Origin of the sequence: Bacillus sp. JKS001846 (assembly GCF_900176455.1) — a bacterium.
Lineage (GTDB): Bacteria > Bacillota > Bacilli > Bacillales > Bacillaceae_G > Bacillus_A > Bacillus_A cereus.
In genome coordinates this window covers 2197717-2220191 of the sequence record NZ_FWYG01000001.1, presented here as the reverse complement: position 1 = coordinate 2220191, position 22475 = coordinate 2197717, and the positions used below count along the sequence as shown (strand labels likewise).

The following is a 22475-nucleotide window of genomic DNA, read 5'->3' as shown; positions in this document are numbered from 1 at the left end:
CATCTTATAAAAATAATAAATACAACTAATCGTTATATATTAAAGAGGTGTCAATTTTGTCTTTAAATGAAGAGATTTTAGAAACTAAAACAGATAAAAACATTGAAAAGATCCAAACAAATAACTTAAAACAACTTAAAAATACACTAGATAATATCTTTGATATTAGTGCAGATTTAATTGAACATCCTTTGCAATTAAAAACAAACACAAATATTTTACTATATTATTTTGAAGGACTTACAGATAGTGTCGCATTAAAAAGCAATGTTGTTACACCATTATTACAAAAAGTGAATGAAGACAGTCAAATATTTAATTCTAATATTATTGCTACTCATACCAAAATAGTATATACATGGAATGAAATTAAAGAAGGATTACTTGAGGGGCAATGTGTACTATTTATGGAAGGAGAAAATCGGTCACTTCTAATAAATACAAAAGGCTGGGCAGAGAGAGCAATTCAAGAGCCAATTTCAGAAGTTACTATTAAAGGATCACATGATGGTTTCATTGAAAATGCCACAAAAAATATAGGCTTAATTCGTCGATATCTTCCTTCTGCAGAGTTAAAAATCAAAAAGTTGACGATTGGAGAACGGGCCACTTCTTTCGTATACTTAATTTACTTAGGTGATGTAGCAAACGCAGATGTAGTCCAAGAAGTAGAAACCAGAATCTGTAAAATTAAAACAGATGCAATATTGAGCATTGGTGAACTATCTAATTTTACAAAGGATCAAAATTGGTCTCCTTTTCCACAGGCTTATTTAAGCGAACGCCCAGATGCTATTTCAAATCATATACTTGATGGAAAAGTAGCGGTGTTAATGGATAGATCCCCTGGCGCAATGATTGTTCCAATGAATTTAATTGGATTCTTTCAAACTCCAGATGATTATAATATTCATTGGCTCGTTGCATCATTTTTTCGCTTATTACGATTTGCAGGATTTATTATAGCTATTTTTTTACCAGCATTTTATATAGCTATAGTCTCTTTTCACTTTGAAATCATTCCTATAGATTTATACACTTCTATTGCAACGTCAAGAGTCAAAGTCCCTTTCTCTCCCTTATTGGAAGCTTTTATAATGGAAATCACACTAGAAATGCTACGTGAAGCGGGTATTCGCTTACCACAACCAATTGGACAAACCATTGGAATAGTTGGAGGAATTGTAATTGGACAAGCGGCTGTTCAAGCTGGTCTTGTTAGTAACGTTATGGTTATCATCGTATCTATTACAGCCATTGCTTCATTTATTGTTTCTAATTATGATTTATCAAGTTCTATACGCCTTATTCGTTTTCCAATGATGTTATTGGCTTACTTTTATGGCATTGTAGGTATTGTTAGTGGATTAATGCTCTTATTTGCTCATTTTGTTTCACTAACTTCATATGGTTCACCATATGGATTGCCAATCGCGCCATTTCGTCTCCAAGAGTTAAAAGATTCTTTTGTAAGATTTCCTATTTCTATGCTTACCAGCCGTTCGAGTACAGGGCAGCCGAAACAAAGAAAGAAAAAAGAAGGTGGTTAACATGGGGAATCTTAAATTTAAAAATATAACTTTATTCGAATTTATTATTTTCATCCATTCCCTGCAACTTGCATCTGGTATGTTAATTATGCCAAGCCCACTTGCAACTACTGCTGGCACAGATGGCTGGATTTCAATCATTCTTGGATGGATGGTTACTTCTATAATCGGTGTATTTATTATATTAATGTTACAAAAAAATCCTAACAAAAATTTCTCACAAATCTTAAAAACATACTTTGGTAAATGGATAGGGACAATTCTTTTTCTTACATATGCCTTTTATCTATTTTTTGCTGGATTTAATACTTTATTAAAGGCAACTGATATTGTAAAAGTGTGGATATTCCCTTCCACTCCTGCTTATCAAATCACCATATTATTACTATTACCTTTTATTATTTTAGCCTTGAGTGGGTTAAGGGCTCTTACTAGTTATTCTATGCTTGTTTTCTTCTTCACTACTTGGATGCCACTATTTCTTCTTTTTTCACTAAAGAGTAACTACAATCCTTTACACCTACTACCTATTTTTAAAGAGGGATTATACCCTATTTTAAAGGCAACAAAAGAAACTATTACTCCTTATGCTGGCTTAGAAATTGCATATTATATATATCCGTTCTTACAAAAAAACAAAAGGCCATAAAAGGACTACTAATAGCGAATACTGGAACCATGTTTTTCTATCTATATGTTACTATTCTTTCTTATATATACTTTAGTCCAGAGGGGATAAAAGACGTAATTTGGCCCGTATTTCATTTGTTACAAGGGGTTCGTTTTTCTTTCATGGAACGATTAGAAATTATTTATATCGCTTACTATTTAATTGTATTCTCCACTACTTTATATCCGTATTTATTTTTCAGTTTTGAATCTATGACCATATCACTTCAAAAAAACGCCCGAAATTGGGCGCTGCTTGCTTTTATGTTATTTATAGTTGGGCTATTTATTTTCCTAAATCCCGATGTGGATCAATATTTGTTTATATATTCTCTTATGGATATCTTAAATGTCATTTTCTTCATTCTATTACCAATCTTATTTTTCGCTTACAGTATTCTTTTTACTTGGATTACTAGGAGGAAACAACTTTGATTCGAAAATGGATATGGATTGTAATTTGTTGTGTGTATATAATTGGTTGTAGTCAGAGAATTCCTCTTGAGAAGGTTTCATTAATCCTTTTAATTGGCTTGGATAGAACCTCTAATGGAAACATAAAAGTTGGAACAAGCATACCACTCTTTCATCATAAGCAGCAAAAAAGTACTATAGAGCATTGGACACAAGCATCAACTGTATATAATGGATTCAGTAAGATAGATACGAAGTTAACGGGATATCTGACAGCTTCCAAAGCTGAAATCATTTTAATTGGGAAAAAATTAGCGCAAGAAGCAAATTGGTTGCAGGAGCTTGATTCTTCTTACCGTGATCCTTACGCTACCATTAATGCTAAAGTAGTACTTGTAGATGGGCCTGCAGAAGAAATTTTTAAAATTTATAAGCCTAGTAAACCATCACTATCATCTTATATAAATGGTGTAATCGAATCCTCAATTCAAAATAACCAATCCGTCTCTTCTACAATTCAGCAATTAATGAGAGAACAAAATGAAGATGGAATGACGCAAACTGTTCCAATTATCAAAAAAACAAAGAATGAAATCGACACAGTAGGAATTGCATTTTTAAATCGAAAAGGGAAATATTTGACTTATATCCCTAAAAAAGATGTTAAATTTTTCAATCTTATAAATAAGCCAAAAAGTAACGGGCGAATGATACTACACCTTGCACTTCCTCCTAAAAATTCCAACAAAAAAACAAATACTTCTATCTTCGTACAGAACGCGACAAGGAAGGTAGATGTTACTTTTCAAAACGGAAAGTTTGTATTTAATCTCGATATATATGCTAATGTAGCTTTAATAGAAAAAACCAATCCTAATTTAATTAAGGGGTACTATGATAATAAAAAAAATATAAATAATTTAAAAAGTGCTATTCAAAAAGAAATTAATAATAATTTACAAAATATGTTGTATGAAATACAGCAGAATAAAATTGATCCAATCGGATTATCCCTATATGCTAAAGCATTTCAATATAAAGAGTGGAAAAAAGTAAAAGGAGATTGGTCGCAAGCGTTAGCAGAGGCTAAAATAAATGTAAAGACACACGTCAAAATAAAAGATACTGGGACCATTAGAAATTAGTCTAATATTTAATAGCATTTCTTAATAGAATTTTCCCTCTTCAATAATTATTATGTAAAAGATACTAATTCAAAGAAAGATCTAATGGTTAAATGCTAACTACTAGATCTTTCTTTTTATCTAAGTATTTTTTTAGGATTACAATTTTCCTATAGTAAACAAGCACAGGTTTCTAAATTAAGTTACTGGAGAATATATAACTCTGGTGCAATATCCCTACCAGCTTTCATTCCAATAATAACTCCATGATATAACGTCAAAGATGAAATCCCTCAACTTAGGTATTTGACTTTTTAAATTTATACAAATGTCTTAGCTCTATGTACTGTGATATATAGGTCCACATCAATATGTTATTGCATCATATACTGAACAGATAATTTAAATTACTTTTATAAAGGATGATGAGGATGAACTTAGAAGATATACAAAAATCCTATGGCGTAATTGTAAGTTTAGGAGGATTGTGTCAAGTCACCAACCAAATCAAAAGACACAATTTAAGAACATTTTCTGGACCTTTAGATTGGTTTTATTATCCATCACTTTCAGATGTAAACAGATTACTTCAAAATCGATTTAAAAAATTTATGAAGTTGGAAAATATGGTTATAGAAGGTTCAGAAAGTTACGGTCTTATTGAATCAGAATTTGATAATCAAATTAAATGGGCAGAACGAATTACCTACTGTATAAAGGACACTTATTATAATTGTTTTTCAATGCATGATTTTCCTATTAATTCAGAAAAGGATTTGAAATCAACCTATCCTTCTTTTAAAGCTAAATTAGACACTAGAATTAATCGATTCCTTGAAAAAATAAATAGTAGTGAATCCATTTTATTCATTAGAATTTGGGGAAATCGAGATGAAGCGGTTGAATTACAAAACGTATTATCTAAAATTACAAATAAGGATTTTAATATCCTTATTGTTAATTTCAAGGAGGGTATATCTAATATTGTTGAACAAAATTGGGGAATATCGAGGGTTTGTTCAATTGAACTCCCACGTTATCAGGATAGATGGGAAGGTGATGATTCCGATTGGGATGTTATTTTAAACAAAATAACATTAACTTAATAATTTTCTTCTTACTTTTAACATGATTTGGCCCGTAAAATCAAATAGGTGTAGAGAAATAAAATTCCTGTCTAATTGATACACACTTAATTAACAAAACGTTCATATAATAATTCGTAAGTCCTTCTTTATTGAATAAATAGTTCTTTACAAAATTAGTTCCATCACTAGAGCACCTTTATGCGGTGCTCTTTTTTGAATTTATAAAATGTAAAAATAGTTGTTCCATTTTCCTTCAAATGGCTAATTCCCTTTGTTATTCTTCTGTTGATTTCTGTATAATCATTTATGCGATCAGCATATTCTGCTTATGTAGTGCATTCACGACTACTTACTTCCATACTTTATCTTATATTTTGTCTTCTTGGATATTTCATTATAAGCTTCTTCAATTCCCTTGATTTCCTTCCCCTTCTTTTATCTTAAGAACAAGCAATTTCTTTCATTAATATTAAATAAACTAAAGCATAGATTTTAAAAGAACCTAATTTACATATAATTAATGATAAACTACAATATGTATTCTCCACGTTTAATCAACATCTGAATTATAAATCTAACATATTTTTTTTAGTTGATTGTCATTATGGTACAACCGTGTATACATTTACCAAACAAACTACATAGTTTAAATTAGTAAAATATATTGAGAGGAAGGAAATAAATCTATGAAAGTCATAATTTTGTGTGGCGGAAAAGGGCTTCGGATGCAAGGAATTTTAGAGGACATTCCCAAACCATTAGTTCGAGTTCAAGGAAAGCCTCTCCTCTTGCATATAATGAATTGGTATAGAAAATATGGACATTCTGATTTCATTTTGCCCTTAGGATATAAAGGTGAGAAAATTAAGGAATATTTTATGGACTTTAGCTGGAAAGAGAATGACTTTAGTTTGAATTTTAAAACCAGTCAATATACGCTACTTCAGAAATTAGAAAATTGGAATATACACTTTATAGATACAGGAATTGATACAATGACCGGGGCAAGACTAAAAAAACTTGAATCCTTTGTACAGGGTGAAACCTTTTTATTAACTTATGGTGACGGATTAGCCAATATAGATATTGATCAACTAATAGCATTCCATAAAGAAAAAGGAAAAATTGCTACATTAACTGGAATTAAAAAAAATAGTCAATACGGCCTATTGGCGGTCGAAGATGGAATTGCTATTGATTTTAAAGAAAAACCATTACTTGATGAAGTAATTAATGGCGGTTTTTTTGTATTTAACAAAGAAATATTCGATTATTTAAGTAATAATGATGATTGTGTTCTAGAAGAAGATCCTCTTCGAAATTTAATAAAAGACAATGAGCTCGCAGTCTATGAACACAATGACTTTTGGGCTAGTGTCGATACACCTAAAGATTTAAAAACTGTAAATGAAAGTTGGAATCCAAATAAATTTTAGTGGAGAGGACTGAATAAGCATTGAACTCTAATGATAAAAAAATAAGTTTACCTCGATTGTATATCCCCTCTAATGAGAAAATGGTTAACCCACTTTCAACAGGAATTAAAGCTTCAAATCTCTCCAAAAAAAATACTCAAAAAAGAATTGATCCCCAATTCTATAATCAACAACATGATCTAAATAATCATTTCTGCGTCATTGTAGGTAGTGAGTATGTCTTGAAAATTATTGCTTTACAGCAATCATTAATGCAGTACTCAGAAAAATTCACATTGTGGATTTGTTGTATAGATCCTTTTGCATATTCACTATTAAAAGAAATGAGTTTAATTAATGTAAACCTTTTACAAGTTGAAGAATTGGAAGATCGTGAACTAAAAGCAATTAAGAGAAAAAGAAAAGTAAATGAATATTGTTGGACTTTAAAATCTGTCTTGATAGAATATTTATTGGTCAATTATGATTTACCATCTATTCTATATTGTGATGGTGATTTATGCTTTTTCTCTGACCCTAATATTATTTTTGAGGAATGGGGTGACCATTCTATTTTCCTAACCCCCCAAAGAGATCGTGATTGGGTAGAAAAAATGTATGGAAAATATCAGGCTGGTCTAATTGGATTTAAGAATGATCTCTATGGACTAAAAAGTGTAAGATGGTGGAAAAATAAATGTATAGATTGGTGCAGTGCCGAGGCTGAGGAGGGGAAATTTGGAGACCAAAAGTATTTAGATTATATCCCTATATATTTTCCAAAAGTAAAAATTTCAAATAACTTAGGTATAAATGCTGCACCTTGGAACTGTATATATAATAACGATTATAAAATTGACAAGACTAAAAACGATATATTTATTGAAAACGACAAACTAGTTGTTTACCATTTTGCATGTATTACTATCTTTACTGAAAATGATTTTGATCTTTGGTCTTTGGGAGAAATTTCAATACCCAATAATATATTAAACCATATTTACACTCCGTATTTAGAGAGAATTCAATTTGTTTTAAAGCAATTAAAGGATAAATTCAATAAAGATACTAAACAATTTTTAAGTAAAAAAGATATAAATAAAGCTCAAACTTTATATAAAGATTCACAATTAAGAAGAAAAATGAATCAATCCAATCATTTTATGAACTTTTCCATGATTATAAGTAAAGAACGATTAATCCAAGGATTGACTTCTTATTATTCCTTAGAAAATTTCAACGCTAAATTTACTGTATGGATTTGTTGTATGGATGATCTAACGTATCAAATATTAGAGAAATTAAAATTAAAGCACGCCATACTAATTCCGGTAAAGGATATTGAAAATCATGAACTCCTCAGTATAAAAAATGATAGAAGTTTACAAGAATATTGTTGGACATTAAAAGCGCCCCTATGTCTACATGTCCTTAGTCTTTATCCGGAAGTTGATCACATTATATATTGTGATGCTGATATGTATTTCTTTACAACACCTAATATCATTCTTGATGAATGGTGGAAGTACTCTGTATTCCTTTGCCCTCAAAGAAGCTCTACTGAAATTGAAAGCATACACGGTATATACCAAGCTGGTTTAGTAGGCTTCAAAAACGATCAAAATAGTAAAGAAATTTTAACATGGTGGAAAGATAAATGCCTAGAATATTGCAATAATCAATATGATGTTGAAATGAATAGATGGGGTGACCAAAAATATTTAAATCACATTCCTAACATCTTTTCTAATATAAAAATTATGACTCATAAAGGTATTGATGCAGCACCTTGGAATGTCATTTTAAATAGCAGTTCTATATCCAAAACAGATAATAAAGTTTTTATTGATCAAGATGAATTAATAGCTTTTCATTTTGGAAGTATGCAAATTATTAATCCAAATGAGTTCGATTTATGGAAACAAGAAACTTTAGAATTACCTCCAGCAGTTTTAGATTATATATACATTCCTTATATTGAACAATTGAACAAGACATGTCATACCCTTCATAATACTTTTCAAAAATCTCCCTCCTCTTTATTTGCTGACCAAATTGATACAACAACAATAAAAAATTATTTTAAATACCCCTCCCCTCATCACAATTAAGACTGATACTTTCCTTATTTAAAAATAAATCTATTTATTTCAGCAACTAAAAATACATCTTAATAAAGGATAGATTATCACTATGATTGCTTCATTTAAAAATAAAACTTTCCTTATTACTGGTGGATACGGTTTTATTGGTTCTCACTTGGCACGAAGACTTTTAAATTTACAAGCAAAAATTGTTCTTTTCATAAGAACACCATCAAATTCTTGGAGACTAAAGGATATTCTAAAATATATTGAAACCTATGAAATAGATATACGAGATAAAAAACAAGTACAAGATGCAATAAAGAAAATTAATCCCGATTATATCTTTCACCTGGCAGCCTATGGTGTAAATTCTGCCCATACAGATTACATCCATGCTATAGAAACAAATGTTATAGGGACTTGTAACATTATTCAAGCAGCAAAATTGGTGAATTGTAAAAAAATCATCAATTTTGGGAGTAGTTCTGAATACGGTAACAAGATGGAACCTATTCATGAAAATATGTTACTAACTCCTGTGGACATCTATGGAAGTACCAAAGCTGCTGCTACTATACTCGCCCATCAAATTGCTAGCGAAAACAATATTAATCTTATAACATTAAGACCTTTTGGCATATTCGGAGAAGGCGAAGAGCCGCATAAAATTTTTAGCTATATAATCTTGCGAGTATTACAAAACAAAGATGTAAATTTAACTTTATGTAATCAATTAAGAGATTATTGTTATATAGAAAATGTAATAGATGCCTGTATCCTAGCAGTAGAAAATACTACTGTACAAAATGAAATCTTTAATATTGGGAGCGGCACTATTCACCCCTTGAAACATTATGTAGAATTATTATTCAAACATTTGAAAACCAATTCCAGACCAAATTACGGTGCAATTTCCTCTAGAACAAATGAAAGATGGGTTCCTGAAGCAGATGTGCAAAAAATAAAAAACTCTCTTTCTTGGGAACCTAGAATTAATATTGAAGAAGGAATTATAAAAACTGTTAATTGGTATAAAAATAATAAACATTTATACCTAACCCCCTAAAAATAGGGTACTAAAGGAGGTGGACTAATTGTTAAACCGAAACTTTAATAATGCTTTTTACGGAAAAAGAATTTTAATTACTGGACATACTGGTTTTAAAGGTTCTTGGTTATCCCTATGGTTGAATGAATTAGGTGCTGCTGTAATCGGATATTCATTAGATCCTAAAAATAAAAATGATAACTTTAACATTACTAACCTTCAAAATAATATAATTGATATTCGTGGAGACATTAGAGATTTTAATAAATTAAATAACGTTTTTACAGATTATAAACCTGAAATTGTATTCCATTTAGCTGCCCAACCTCTAGTTAAGTATTCATATGAATATCCTAGAGAAACATACGAGGTAAACGTTGTAGGAACTATGAATGTACTAGAGGCAATTCGATTACATGAATCAGCTAAAATAGGAATTATGGTGACAAGTGACAAGTGCTATGAAAATAAAGAATGGCCTTGGGGTTATCGTGAAATTGACCCTATGGGCGGCCATGACATATATAGCTCAAGCAAAGGATGCTGCGAACTTTTAATTTCTTCCTATCGTAATTCTTACTTTTCAGAAGAAAAATTTTCTCAACACAAGAAAATAATTGCAAGTGTTCGAGCTGGTAATGTAATTGGTGGTGGTGATTGGTCAATAGATAGAATTATTCCCGATTGTATACGAGCATTAGAATCAAACAAAAAGATTATTATTAGAAATCCTACTGCTATTAGACCCTGGCAACATGTACTAGAACCTTTAAGCGGGTATTTACTCCTTACAGAAAAAATTATAAATAATGGTATCCTTTTTTCAGGAGCATGGAACTTCGGGCCATCCCTAAGCAATATTGTTTCAGTAGAAAAATTAGTGACAAGTTTACTAGACATTTGGGGCTACGGGGATTGGACAGCAGAAAATATAGGTACAATAAATTTTCATGAAGCAAATTTACTAAACCTTGACATTAGCAAAGCAAAATTCAATCTTAATTGGCAGCCAAAATGGTCCCTACAACAGACTTTAGAAAATACAATAGAATGGTATAAACATTATAATTCTTACACCAGTTCTGAGATGAGAAATCTATGTATTAGCCAAATCAAACAATATTGCATGCTTTGAACTACTCCCACTTACCCATACTTGCTGTGAGTTCCTTATGGAGGGAGTCTTCTTGGTTAAAATAATAAAAGATACATTAATTTTTATAGTCTAAATTATAAACCTACTATACCTAAAATTATGTGATTGTCCATTAACAAAAATTTTATTTCTTCGGTTATTTCAAATCAACTATTGACATTATATTGAAGAATAAAGGAATCACGTATTTTTCTAGTGATTCCCTTGTTCTGAGAAAATAATGTCTTGCTTTAACGACAATACAGTATATGTGATTATTAATTTATTTGTTCTAGTTATGAAAAAATCTATTCCTGTCAAAAGAGCTTTCTTCAAAGAAAAACTTCCTTTTTTTTTTTACTTATCCTACTCGAAAAGTAAATAATGTTATTTTTCAGATAATTATATCTACTATTTATAGAATTACACTGAGCTTTAACAAGTTTATGCTTATATATTGATTCTCTTATTTATTATCACCAATGTTGATGAATTTATGCATAGCTTATTCTATACACAAATAGCTTTTTGAATTATCTTTTCAGAATAAATAAAGGAGACTTTCTCTTTTATGCACTTTCCCCTTACCAGTCTTAAATTTCCCTTTAATCAACAATAAGAACAAATCTTCAATATAGTACATCTTCTATAAAATAAAACCATACGTAAGATAATTTTACTATTACAAATAATGACATAGTCTGTTTCACCTTTTACATTATCTAAAAAAGAACTTGTAGGAATTCTTACAAGTTCTTTTTTATTTCCTTTATTCTCTTCTTATTTACATACGCAAGATTTATACATTTGGTGGTGATACATACTATATTTATCCGATAAAATAATCTAAAAATTAATACATAATTGATCGTTTTAAGAAAAAGAAATTTCATAAATCTTCAATCACAGTTCTTAGTTCACCTAATAGAACGTATAAAGACTCATATCATCTTTTGATTATTTTTGGATGTTTTATTCTACGTATATTCGACACAAATTGATTGTTTTTTATGAATTTTCTTGAAAAATATTGTAATATCACTCCATTTTTTCTTCTATTTTGTTATGATGTTTATAATTAAATTGGATTAGGATTTTTTTAGAAAATGGGGGCGTATATTATGAGTGTCTCAGTAAAAGGAAATGAGCAATTAACCTCTCTATTGAACGACTGGTATCGATCTATGCTATCTCAGCAAGTTATAAAAGCTACTAATCTAAAAAAGAAAATTGATGAAAAAATTAATAAGTTAAGCATTGAACCGAATCAAGAGCATCAGGATCAAAATTTGTTACTATACTATTCACTACTCGAATTTCGTTACAAGGTCTTAACAGATAGCCTTGGTATTCAACAAAATAGTTTTGATACTATTAGCGATTATGATATGCCTACAGATCAATTTCTACAATTCTATTATCATTTTTTCAAATCCATTCATTCCACTTTTATATCAAATTATACTGAGGCAGAGGAACATTATAAACTAGCAGAAAAAATATTGGTAGCTATACCAGATGAAATTGAACACGCCGAATTTTACTATAGAATTGCTACTTTCTATCACCATACCTATAACAATCTCGCTTCTATCGAATACGCAAATAAATCGAGAGCAATCTTTTCAAAGTACGAAGGTTATGAAGTAAAAACAGCCTTTTGTAATAGTTTGCTAGGTGGTTGCTGCATCTATTTAAAACAGTACGAACAAGCAGAAGAATATCTACATTGTGCAATTGATTTACTACAAAAAAATAGGGAAGAAGATTCCTTGTTATACGTAAAAAATACTATGGGGTGGCTGTATTCTGATCAAAGTATGTCTACTTTAGCTATTCGTCACCTTTCAGAAGTAACAGAGAAAATCCCTACACACTTCAAGGCCATCTTCCTACAAGCTAAGGAACATTATAAGTTAGGAGAACAATCAACGGCCAGCCAACTCATTGATAAGGGACTACAGATTTGCAGAGAGATTCATAACGAAGAATATACACACCACTTCTCTATTTTAAAAAAATTAAACGAAAATATTCCATTGGAAGAATTAGAAAAAATCATTCAAGAAGGAATCTTATACTTTGAGGAAGAAGAATTATGGGAATATGTTGTCGAATACGCCGAATTATTTGCCACAAAATGTAGACAATTAGAGAACCACCAAAAAGTAAGTGACTATTTCCATATTTGTTATCAAGCAAGACAAAAATCAATCGCAAAAGGAGTGTTAAAATAATGAAAAAAATTAGCTTATTATTATCAAGCATTGCTTTTATTGGGGTATTAACGGTGGGAATTTTTCAGTTTTCTAAAACAGATCAGCTTGCTACTCATGGGCATTATCCTGCTCCTTCATATAGTGTTGGCGATTATGGTGGTGCACCACCACAAATTTAATGTAAATGTATTTAAAAACCCTCCAAATGGAGGGTTTTTAAATGGCTTATCTGCCTGTTCAATACGCATAGAGAGTACATATTATACTTATTTACTATGTTATAAGATTTTTCATTTCCACTCTGTAACAAGATTCTAGCATTCTCTCCTAGAATCTCAACTTAAATCTTAAATCCACCAATTAACTCTTGAAGTTCTTCCGCCATCTGTGCTAATTGTATTGCTGAAGAATTTATCTCTTCCATAGAAGCATGTTGTTCCTCAGATGAACCAGCTATCGTTTGCATACTTGAAGAATTTTCTTTTACAGCCATAGCTATTTGATCAATCGATGTATCGACTTTCATTGCATCAGTAGTCATTGTATTAGATAGTTCCACCATACCATGCACTTTTGACACAATATCATTTGCAGATTTTGAAATCTCATAAAAACTTTGTTTTGTATCGTTAGCAACTTTAATTCCCGACTGTACTTCTACGCCTACTTCATTCATAGCTTTTACAGTCTCATATACGTCTGCTTGTATTTCCTTAATTAAACTTCCAATTTCCATTGAAGATTCGGATGATTGCTCCGCCAACTTTCTAACTTCATCGGCAACAATTGCAAATCCTCTCCCCTGTTCCCCAGCTCTAGCTGCTTCAATCGCTGCATTTAATGCTAATAAATTTGTTTGTTCCGCAATATTTTGAATCGCTTCTAATATACTGCCAATTTGCTGTGATTTCTTATCTAATAATTTTATGACATTATCGGATTGAGAAACAGAGTGATGGATAGACTGCATTTGTGTTACAGTTTGTTCTACTAATTGTTCACCTTCATTGGCTTTTTGTTTAGTGTATATGGATGAAGCCGATACTTCAGAAGCATTCTCAGCTACGTATTGAATATTTCGTGTTACCTCACCAATTAATTCAGCTCCAGACTCAACTTCATTATTTTGAACCTCTGCACTGTTCGAGATTTCTTCCATCTCTTTTGTAATTTGTTCTGTCGCAACACTTGCTTGCTCTACACTAGCAGTTAGTTCCTCAGAAGACGCAGCTACATGTCCTGCAGATGTGTTAATTTGAGAAATAATATTACGTAACGACTCTGCCATTGTATTGAAACTACCACCTAATTGACCAAGTTCATCCTTTGAACGAATATCTATTTTCTCGGTTAAATCTCCTTGACTAATTCTTTGAGCTGAAATGACTAATTGTCTTAGTGGAGTAATTATAGATTTGAGTATGAATAGAATTACAATTCCACCTAACAATAATGAAGCACCTATTATAGTGAGTGTTTTATAAAAAATAGGATTGGTAGCTTCTTCAATTTCTTTCGTAGGCATTACGCCAGCTATTTTCCAACCTGTTTTTTTATTTGTCTTAAAGCTTATGTTTCGATCTTCACCATTGAGGCTATAAGTAATTACTCCATCTTCTGTCTTGTACAATTCATCCACTAAAGTTTTATCTAATTTCTCTCCAGGTTTTAGTGATGGATGAACAACTATAGTTTTATCTTGACTAACTATAGATACAAATCCTTGCTTCCCAATTTTTATCATTTTGGATGTTTTTACGATATCTTTAATATTCAAATCTACGCCAATGACACCACTTTTATCTGCATTCTGCTTTGCAATTGCAATTACCATATTTCCTGTAGACTTTGATTTATATGGAGATGAAACAATAATCTCTCCATCTGCTTTTACTGCATCCTTATACCAACTGCTTTCTAGCGGATTAAACCCTTCTGGTATTTTTCCAACAGGTGCATGAATAAATTGATTGTTACTGGATGCCGTATAAATCGTTTCTATCTCTGGATGTAACTGTATATATTGATCAAATTTATTCTGTACATTTTGCGATTGTTCAGGATTATAATCCCCTTGTGTGAGTACCTTTGCAAAATGAGTGATATCTGTATGCTTATTTTCTAATTCATCATCAACAATCTTATCTAAAATACTTATATTATCTTTTGCTGATTGTAGAATTGTTTCATTAAGATCTGTTTTTGCTTTATTATAAGATGATACTCCTACGATAAGGCTTGGTATAATTAATATTGCTATAAATGCCATAGACAACTTCGTTTTAAGCTTTATTTTCCCCAATCTTTCTTTTATATTAAACACTAGCTACTTCTCCTTTTCATTTTTACTACTTATATAGTTTATTTAAATTTTTCTCCTTTACTTTTCCACATTCATTTATGGTACCATTCGAAATGAAACCACAATTACATCCTATTATCCGCACTTTATAATTTAGAGATTTAATTTTCACAGACAGAGTTTTATCTGCCCTCCTTTCGAATATGTTATTTTTCTAGATTCAGCAATTACTAGACTACGAATTATTCCAAATAAACTTGATGCAACATATACTTCATTTAAAAAATAATTATTGGATTTGTTTGGATAAAAATCTAGTTTAGCGCTAATCCAATCGGATGAAATTCTTACCATAATACATTCACTAAACATAAATAAGTAAATTTATTTCTTTTAATACTTATATTTAACTGCCTTTTAACCATTCTAACTGTATTATTTCATCGTTTTATCTATTTATTACAACCACTTTTGTATTATTGAATCACTAAACTATAAATTCTAAATAGGAGAATAAAATAAATTAGAGAATTACATTGTAACACATATATATAAGTTGTTAATATTAAAATTTAAAACTTTACTATTTTTCATATGCAATATTACATGCGAAAAGCCATAATTTTTTTGTTATACTATGCATGTGGATTTTTCATCCAAAATCCACCCAAACGCATATTTATGTATATGCCACCCTAATTGATGAAAGTGAGAAGAGTGTTTATCATTTTTCTCACTTTTTTATTTAGGCTCTGTTAATATTGATTATTGATAAAAAGTATTAAATAAGGGAAGACACCTTAGAGTTGGTGCTTCCCTTATTTGTTGATTATTCAAATCTAAAATAGGTATTTTCTAAACCTATTCTTTGCTTTAATGTTCTGCCCAAAGCATAATTATTTGGTAATTCTTTTTCAATGACACAAATAATATAACCTGCTTTTCCTGTTGTTAAATTAGTTAGTTGTAAGTAGTTAGTGTTGTCGTAGATATAAGAAATAATATATTCATAGAAATTATTTTCTTTATCTTCTCTATTCATACCAACATTGTACACCCTAACTCTTGCTCCTACCCAAATTTCCTCATCATCATCAACATTACTTAAAGGCATCCATTTCGAGTTATCCAATATTTCACCCTTTTCTTAATTCATTCGTTTATACACGAATGTTGCTAGACACAAACTATCATAAGCATCCGTCATTTCATTGATTAGACGACCACCGACAGAGAAAAAAGACTCAACATAGCTTTTTACCCATTGAAACACTTGCTCTTTTAGTTATTTTTACATTTTGAATCTACGAAAATGAATTCCCTTATAAAAACTCTAACAGAGAATCTTCCTTCCAAATTTCACCTAGGGAATTATTTGTTTTCCAAAAAACCTACCAACATCTTTATCAACTCATTTTAGAATATTTAAACAATAATTCCATATACATTACCTGCATAAATTATTCATTTTCTTTTATATAAGACCTACCTTTTTACTTTTGATAGATTATTAGACATTGGATTATTATACATAAATCCCAAAAACATGCGGTATTTTGTAGAATTTTGTCTATCAATATGTATGTACACCCTTTTGTAGTGGATATAGACTGTGAGGTGTAAGGAGATACCTTACAAAATAATAAAAAGGAGATTATAGAATGAGTAGATTAACAAAATTCTCAAAGTTAGTATTTGCAACTTTAATCGCGGGAAGTAGTCTAAGCACCTTTGTTTCGTCACACAGTGTACAAGCTGACACCTTAGATCCTAATTACCAAGACAATATAAAATTCATACCACCTTCTAGTGCTAGGCCAAAATTGGAACAAAAAAACACTATTGTTCCAGAAGCAAAAGTTGTTAAAAACCATTATGTAAAGTACTCTAAAGCACATTTCCAAACTAAAGAAAGTATACCAAAAGAGATTTATTATTCTTCAGAAGGCTTTAAGGGCTATATACAGGCAAGTACCGTTTGGGATATGGGAGATCATTTCGCAACACTATATTCCGGAACCGTTATTCGATGTTAGACTTTTAATCCATTCTCCCCTAATGCTTAAAATGGTTAATAACTCACTGCCAATACTGTAATATCTATTGTTCATAAAATAAACCACAAAATCTTTCGATTTCATGGTTTATCAAATATAAAGATAATGCTAAACGAATACTCTAACATTACCTTCCCCAAAGTTAATTATAGAGTATTTTCAAAAAAAAGACACTCTTGTAGTGTCTTTTTTATAGTATTTTAAAAAGAATTCCACCTACTAACACCTTTTTGTTGCGCCTATTCGTTTATTTCAATATAATACTTTTCCATCTCGTATATGCAATAGATAATGATAGCTAAACTCCAACTGACACTATAATAATTATGTGTGTAGAAGTCATAGCCCGCTTTAATACCTTTCTCTATTACAACTAATGTAAATCCTAAAGCCACCCATCTGTTAATTTTCATCTTTATAAACGTTAAAGAGATAATTATTAAAAATAAAATATTTGTAAGATGATTTATCATTAGCTCATATTTTTGAATGTATACTGCCATTATACAAGCAACGATATTAGTCGCAATGCCAAAGGCAATCACCGCTCCCCAAACCCTGTCCGAAAGTCCCACTCCTGAGTCAGTCCCTTCCTAAACAAATATCCCTTTCTTTAATTCGTTCCTACACCCTATTCAAGATATGCTAAATTATCCTTGTCTGATGAATATCTATTTATCTTTTCATATAGAGCAAACAAAATTTCTACCCATAATTTTTTCTTTATTAGACAAACTATGTCTAAGCCGTTTGAACTAGCGGCTTCACTCTTCTGGTAATGAGATAGCACAATTTATTGAATTGACTAACTCATTCAATCCACTGGCACCGGCAGGCAACAAAATAGTTGTCTGCCATTTTCATGTATACTTTTTCTAATTTCATTACAAACCAAATGTGTGCTGTACTGATTTCAAAAGGACAGCATTTCATTTTTAAAAATGTAAAAAAGATAAGATCCTGTCTACTTTTGGTATAGGACTTTTTCTTTTCACACATACTATTTTTGAACCTGTTTACCGATACGTGTCCTAATGGTGTCTTGAATTCCTCCTAAAAAGGGCTGCAGATACGACTGCATGCCCTTTTATTTACGTTGCTTCTCTATATTGAGTAAAATAATTAAAAACTAAATATGTAATATTACATATTTTTTCTGTTCAGATTATGTTAGGATTTACTTCGTAGTCGAATTATGGTTTCGTATCTAATTCAGCAATATGTGAACTGTTTACCTAAAGAAAAGACACCCAAAAGGTGTCTTTTCTTCTTTTAATCTAAAAAACATTTTTTCTGTTCAGTAAGATCCAATTATCCCTCTAACCTAAACCTCATAATTAAAGGCAATTTAATCATGGTACTCAAGAGTTTTCATCCATTTCAATATACCTATAGCTTAATTTAAAATCACATTTCCAGCACTATATTTGCTTTCCTACAGATTTTCTGTCTTGTTCTTAATTCTGTCAAAATCCTCATGTAGCTATACAAAGAATATATGCTACTATGATATTAAGAAACTATGCGTTCCCTTAACCCTGTATCCGGCCCTGTATTTATTACAGGGTCTTTGTTTATTTTATTTACTTTTATTGGCTTATAAAGGTTAATACACAACCAATTTCAATTAAAACCGTTTAAATGTTAGTTAGAATTTGAAAAAATATATCTATTAACTTTTTTAACAAATGTAATCTAATATTAAATTTCTAAATCTATACTGTACTATACACCAGTTAACACTATATAAATAGTATTAACTATCTTAATTGAATATTAGCAATAATAAGTATAAACATTATCAATTTACTATATCTTACATTTATGTAAAAATAGATGTATGTTAAGCTTATTCAAAATCTTTCCCCTAATAAAGATTTGAAGTAGCATTTCATGATTCTCCTTACTGTTAATATGCCTTGAAAAAGAACCCTATAGGGTTCTTTTTCTTTTCATTATAACCTCAGTAAGTCCTTATTTAACATGCAAAAGGACTGCTAATTACTTGCAGCCCTTTTACATGTTAATATACACTTGTATTAAATACTTAATACTTTCTTGTATTAGGCGTTTATACAAACTAAACATGCCATTATTATTTAGATATATAACACTTCAAAGTTTAGAAGTATACAATAACAAATCTTTCCCAACTTCCAGCTACATAACTATTAGCAGTTAATTCTCTACCACCATTTGCTGATATAAATCTACCATTACTTAGTGCTTGTAATACATATATCCTATTGTCTCCACCATTATATAAGATAAATTTTTCCCATGCCCCAATTGATGTACGATCTGCTACTACTCTACCGTTTGGCTCAAACGAAACGTACTTTCCATTACTTTTTGCTTTTAAAGCAAACGTATATAATTCCCCAGTCGGAATTAATTCAAATTTCTCCCATTCATTAACTGCATTACGATTTGCTACTACATTACCCGATGGCTCAGCAGAAACATATTGTAAATTTGCTGCCTGTATAGCAACTGTCCAACTTCCATTAAATAAATTCACGCCTTTTAGTGAACCTGCTCTTGATAGATTTGCTGCCGATACATCATTCGATGGTGTAATCATCAATATCATTAAAACCATCGGCAACATCATTAAAACTAACTTTTTTGAGATTGTATTACCACTTGCACGTGTTATGAACCTCTTCATTCCCATTCCTCCCTTAATATGCATAGAACTCATATACATCATACCAAATATGTAAAATATTGTAACATAAGAGGGGTTTTATCAATAAATACCTTACTATTCTGTTTCTTTTTTCTCAAATCTATAGCACTTAAACATTTATCAATTCTCAAGCACATTTTTAAAATCCCCCCTGATAAACAAATATAGCAGTTGATAGCAAGGAGAGTATATACAAAAGAGAGAGTATTTTCATTTCACTTTTCTTTAAATAAAAACCAAATAGCCGTTCATAATGAACGACTATTTGCATCTAACGAATAATTAGAAGGTTCTTCATGTTAATCTATTTTGTTTAATCCCGTTGAAGTAACTTGATAGGTTCTTTTTTTGCCTATATATTCTTGTTTATTATTCTCAAGGTTAAGAAGTGTAGCACGTGTCTTTTCCTTTACTGCTTCCCCTTCTATATGGGTAAACTCAATGTAATCCCCCGCTTTTAAGGACACCGTTTGGATTTCAGCAGTTTGTTGTCTGTTTCCCACTATTTCCTTATTATACACAACATTACCGGTTGAATTCTTTACTGTAATACTTGCATATGTCTGATTAAAGTAAGAATGTGGTACGCCTGCTTCTAAATTCACCTGCATTTTCTCTGTTGTCCTATTATAATCAACTTTTGCGATTTCTCTATCACTATATCCTTTTAAAGACCACCTAAAATGATTTCCATCTAAAACCGTTGTTTCTGGCATTTTTTCTACTTTCTTCAAGCCTTCTTTTGTAACTTCGTACATGACTTTTTTTCCAAAACTTTCTTGTTTACTGCTGTCTACATTTATTAAAGTAGCTCTATGCACACCTTCTAGGTGTGTCAACTCAATATAATCTCCTACTTTAACTGGAACTTTTTGCGATTCAGCATTTTGTTGTTTGTTTCCATAAATGTCTTTATTGTATACTACTTTCCCTGTTGCATTTTGTACTTTAATACTCGCATATGTCTGATTAAAATAATGATGCGGTACGCCTGCTTTTAAGTCGATTTGCATTTCTTCTGTCGACTTATTGAAATTAATTTTTGCAAACTCGAAATCACTAATTCCTTTTAGTGACCATGCAAACTGGTTTCCTTCTAAAATACTAGAAGAGTTCGGGATATCTGAATTAAAACCTAAGTTATCTAATATAGATTTTAGATCAGGTAAAACACCTATTCTATCATTCCACGGATCTTGAGATTTTGTTCCTGTATTCGGATTACTTAAGATATTTCTTAATTCGGCTGGTGTATAAGGAGAACCTCGATGTTCTTTAGCAATACCTTGAATCGAAGTTGCTGCTCCAGCAATAATTGGTGAAGCACTTGATGTTCCACTAAATGTTGATGTATATAAATTTGTAGTATTTTGACTTGGATTTGCTGATGTTGTATCAACATTTTCTCCCCATCCATATACATCTAATCGACTTCCATAATTTGAAAACCATAAACGTTGATGTGGAACAGTTGATGATCCCGCCCCAACCATAATAGCACCTGAATCCTTGAAGTCTGGACTATTTCGATTTAAGATCTTTTTTCCATTACGATCTTTAAAATTATCTAAGTCGTTTGAACCATTTGCGCCAGCTTCTATAATAATAATCCCTTTATCTGTACCAACACGAATTGCATCAAAAATATCTGGATGTACTTCTACAGGTAAATATTTATCCCCATACCCATCATACGAAGCTTGTGCCTCTAATAAAAGAATATCTCCCGCTTGTAAATTATGTACAGCACTTAAAATAGCATCCGCTGTATTATAAATTCCATTATCCCTAATCTGGGATATTACTTTTACATTTGCTTTTGGTGCAATTCCAATATTTCCAATTTGATTATCTTCAGATGAAACAATTCCTAATACAGAAGTACCATGAGCTCTATGCTGGCTTATATTTTGTCCCGACATAAGCTTAATATTTTTATTGACTAAATCCTCATGGTTCAATAACCATCCATATTCCATATCCACAAAAGTTGTATCCTTCCCATCACCACCTTTAATGCTCCAAGCATGCGAGGCATTAATTCCCTTTGGTGCCGCTTCAAGATATCCTTGATTTTTAAATCTAGGGTCATCGTACGGATTAACAGATAAATTTGGTAACTGTATTTCAGGAGGGGTCAAAATTTGTTTTTCTTGTATATAAGCCTCCTCTACGAGAGGAGATGTTTCAAATTTTTTCAGTAATAATTCTATTTCTATGTTATTAGGAGCTTGTACAATATAATAATTTAATAAATTATTAGCTGATTCATTAGCAACTGATTTAGATTGTACTGATAACTTTTCAATCTCTATCGGATTTACAGATGAGAACAGACGATTCAAAGTAAGTTTTGTATTTTCGGAAAATAACTGCTTTAAATTGTTATCATAATCCCCATTTTTTATTCGTTTCTCAATACCATCTTCATAAGGTAAGTCAATTTGATTTTTAAACTTTACAATTAATCTTTCTTCCTGTGAATCTCTTTCTTTGTATGTGACATTATTAGATTCAGCGTAAACTTTATTATGAATACTATCATTTTGTAGGATTAAATCTGTTCCTACAAATGTGGTCATTGCAATTGATGAAATTAGAAACCCTTTGAATATGTTCATACTATACCCGCCAATCTATATTCTCTTGAGAATTTTTTAATGCGTATAATGGTT

Annotated in this window: 17 protein-coding genes; 12 read left to right on the top strand and 5 right to left on the bottom strand. The window is 30.8% G+C overall.

Annotated elements, in window-relative coordinates; genetic code table 11:
- The first annotated feature begins 56 nt into the window (after window positions 1-56).
- The 11 genes from B9A45_RS11960 to B9A45_RS32150 all read left to right on the top strand — a co-directional run bounded on the left by B9A45_RS11960 (window position 57) and on the right by B9A45_RS32150 (window position 12928).
- A complete protein-coding gene (locus tag B9A45_RS11960; protein ID WP_016111429.1) occupies window positions 57-1550 on the top strand; it encodes a spore germination protein in 1494 nt (497 codons plus the stop codon).
- A 1-nt stretch (window position 1551) separates the two neighbouring features.
- A complete protein-coding gene (locus B9A45_RS32615; RefSeq protein WP_256891706.1) occupies window positions 1552-2199 on the top strand; it encodes a GerAB/ArcD/ProY family transporter in 648 nt (215 codons plus the stop codon).
- A complete protein-coding gene (locus tag B9A45_RS32610) occupies window positions 2094-2654 on the top strand; it encodes a GerAB/ArcD/ProY family transporter (RefSeq protein WP_347366357.1) in 561 nt (186 codons plus the stop codon). Before B9A45_RS32615 ends, B9A45_RS32610 begins: the two co-directional genes overlap by 106 nt.
- Window positions 2651-3778: a Ger(x)C family spore germination protein gene (locus B9A45_RS11950; protein ID WP_000619985.1), complete on the top strand. Its 1128-nt coding sequence runs from the start codon at window positions 2651-2653 to the stop codon at window positions 3776-3778. Before B9A45_RS32610 ends, B9A45_RS11950 begins: the two co-directional genes overlap by 4 nt.
- A 410-nt stretch (window positions 3779-4188) precedes the next feature.
- A complete protein-coding gene (locus B9A45_RS11945) occupies window positions 4189-4863 on the top strand; it encodes a papain-like cysteine peptidase (protein ID WP_001047153.1) in 675 nt (224 codons plus the stop codon).
- A gap of 668 nt (window positions 4864-5531) precedes the next feature.
- Window positions 5532-6281, top strand: coding sequence for a sugar phosphate nucleotidyltransferase (locus B9A45_RS11940; protein WP_000864432.1), 750 nt, complete (start codon window positions 5532-5534; stop codon window positions 6279-6281).
- Between the two features lie 20 nt (window positions 6282-6301).
- Window positions 6302-8371, top strand: a complete 2070-nt coding sequence (locus B9A45_RS11935) for a hypothetical protein (RefSeq protein WP_053513961.1) — start codon at window positions 6302-6304, stop codon at window positions 8369-8371.
- Window positions 8372-8453: 82 nt separating this feature from the next.
- On the top strand, window positions 8454-9413 hold the full coding sequence (locus B9A45_RS11930) for an NAD-dependent epimerase/dehydratase family protein (protein WP_000561952.1): 960 nt from the start codon (window positions 8454-8456) through the stop codon (window positions 9411-9413).
- Window positions 9414-9441: 28 nt separating this feature from the next.
- Window positions 9442-10530, top strand: coding sequence for a CDP-glucose 4,6-dehydratase (rfbG, locus tag B9A45_RS11925; protein ID WP_053513959.1), 1089 nt, complete (start codon window positions 9442-9444; stop codon window positions 10528-10530).
- A gap of 1121 nt (window positions 10531-11651) precedes the next feature.
- Window positions 11652-12767, top strand: coding sequence for a Rap family tetratricopeptide repeat protein (locus tag B9A45_RS11920; protein ID WP_000116962.1), 1116 nt, complete (start codon window positions 11652-11654; stop codon window positions 12765-12767).
- Window positions 12767-12928 carry a hypothetical protein gene (locus tag B9A45_RS32150; RefSeq protein WP_000724116.1) on the top strand — a complete coding sequence of 54 codons (162 nt, stop codon included), beginning with the start codon at window positions 12767-12769 and terminating at the stop codon, window positions 12926-12928. Before B9A45_RS11920 ends, B9A45_RS32150 begins: the two co-directional genes overlap by 1 nt.
- Window positions 12929-13089: 161 nt before the next feature.
- Here the strand turns inward: B9A45_RS32150 and B9A45_RS11910 are convergent, their stop codons facing one another.
- Both B9A45_RS11910 and B9A45_RS11900 read right to left on the bottom strand, forming a co-directional pair.
- Window positions 13090-15072 carry a methyl-accepting chemotaxis protein gene (locus B9A45_RS11910; protein WP_000481853.1) on the bottom strand — a complete coding sequence of 661 codons (1983 nt, stop codon included), beginning with the start codon at window positions 15070-15072 and terminating at the stop codon, window positions 13090-13092.
- 808 nt (window positions 15073-15880) lie between these two features.
- The gene (locus B9A45_RS11900) at window positions 15881-16165 is read right to left on the bottom strand and encodes a hypothetical protein (RefSeq protein WP_002062883.1); all 285 of its coding nucleotides are present in this window, start codon (window positions 16163-16165) and stop codon (window positions 15881-15883) included.
- Window positions 16166-16712: 547 nt separating this feature from the next.
- On the opposite strand from B9A45_RS11900, the gene B9A45_RS11895 reads away from it, so the two are divergent.
- Window positions 16713-17087 carry a hypothetical protein gene (locus B9A45_RS11895; protein WP_000088957.1) on the top strand — a complete coding sequence of 125 codons (375 nt, stop codon included), beginning with the start codon at window positions 16713-16715 and terminating at the stop codon, window positions 17085-17087.
- 260 nt (window positions 17088-17347) lie between these two features.
- Here the strand turns inward: B9A45_RS11895 and B9A45_RS11890 are convergent, their stop codons facing one another.
- The 3 genes from B9A45_RS11890 to B9A45_RS11875 form a co-directional block, all read right to left on the bottom strand.
- On the bottom strand, window positions 17348-17683 hold the full coding sequence (locus B9A45_RS11890; protein ID WP_084064063.1) for a hypothetical protein: 336 nt from the start codon (window positions 17681-17683) through the stop codon (window positions 17348-17350).
- A 1547-nt stretch (window positions 17684-19230) separates the two neighbouring features.
- Window positions 19231-19779 carry a fascin domain-containing protein gene (locus tag B9A45_RS11885; protein ID WP_000819433.1) on the bottom strand — a complete coding sequence of 183 codons (549 nt, stop codon included), beginning with the start codon at window positions 19777-19779 and terminating at the stop codon, window positions 19231-19233.
- Window positions 19780-20099: 320 nt separating this feature from the next.
- Window positions 20100-22421 carry a putative mucin/carbohydrate-binding domain-containing protein gene (locus B9A45_RS11875; RefSeq protein WP_001019977.1) on the bottom strand — a complete coding sequence of 774 codons (2322 nt, stop codon included), beginning with the start codon at window positions 22419-22421 and terminating at the stop codon, window positions 20100-20102.
- Between the last annotated feature and the right edge of the window lie 54 nt (window positions 22422-22475).

Coding starts and splice junctions, on each gene's coding strand:
- B9A45_RS11920 (WP_000116962.1), top strand. CDS start 11,652: ATGAGTGTCTCAGTAAAAGGAAATGAGCAATTAACCTCTCTATTGAAC.
- B9A45_RS11930 (WP_000561952.1), top strand. CDS start 8,454: ATGATTGCTTCATTTAAAAATAAAACTTTCCTTATTACTGGTGGATAC.
- B9A45_RS11885 (WP_000819433.1), bottom strand. CDS start 19,779: ATGAAGAGGTTCATAACACGTGCAAGTGGTAATACAATCTCAAAAAAG.
- B9A45_RS11875 (WP_001019977.1), bottom strand. CDS start 22,421: ATGAACATATTCAAAGGGTTTCTAATTTCATCAATTGCAATGACCACA.
- B9A45_RS11895 (WP_000088957.1), top strand. CDS start 16,713: ATGAGTAGATTAACAAAATTCTCAAAGTTAGTATTTGCAACTTTAATC.
- B9A45_RS11900 (WP_002062883.1), bottom strand. CDS start 16,165: ATGCCTTTAAGTAATGTTGATGATGATGAGGAAATTTGGGTAGGAGCA.
- B9A45_RS11945 (WP_001047153.1), top strand. CDS start 4,189: ATGAACTTAGAAGATATACAAAAATCCTATGGCGTAATTGTAAGTTTA.
- B9A45_RS32150 (WP_000724116.1), top strand. CDS start 12,767: ATGAAAAAAATTAGCTTATTATTATCAAGCATTGCTTTTATTGGGGTA.
- B9A45_RS11940 (WP_000864432.1), top strand. CDS start 5,532: ATGAAAGTCATAATTTTGTGTGGCGGAAAAGGGCTTCGGATGCAAGGA.
- B9A45_RS32615 (WP_256891706.1), top strand. CDS start 1,552: ATGGGGAATCTTAAATTTAAAAATATAACTTTATTCGAATTTATTATT.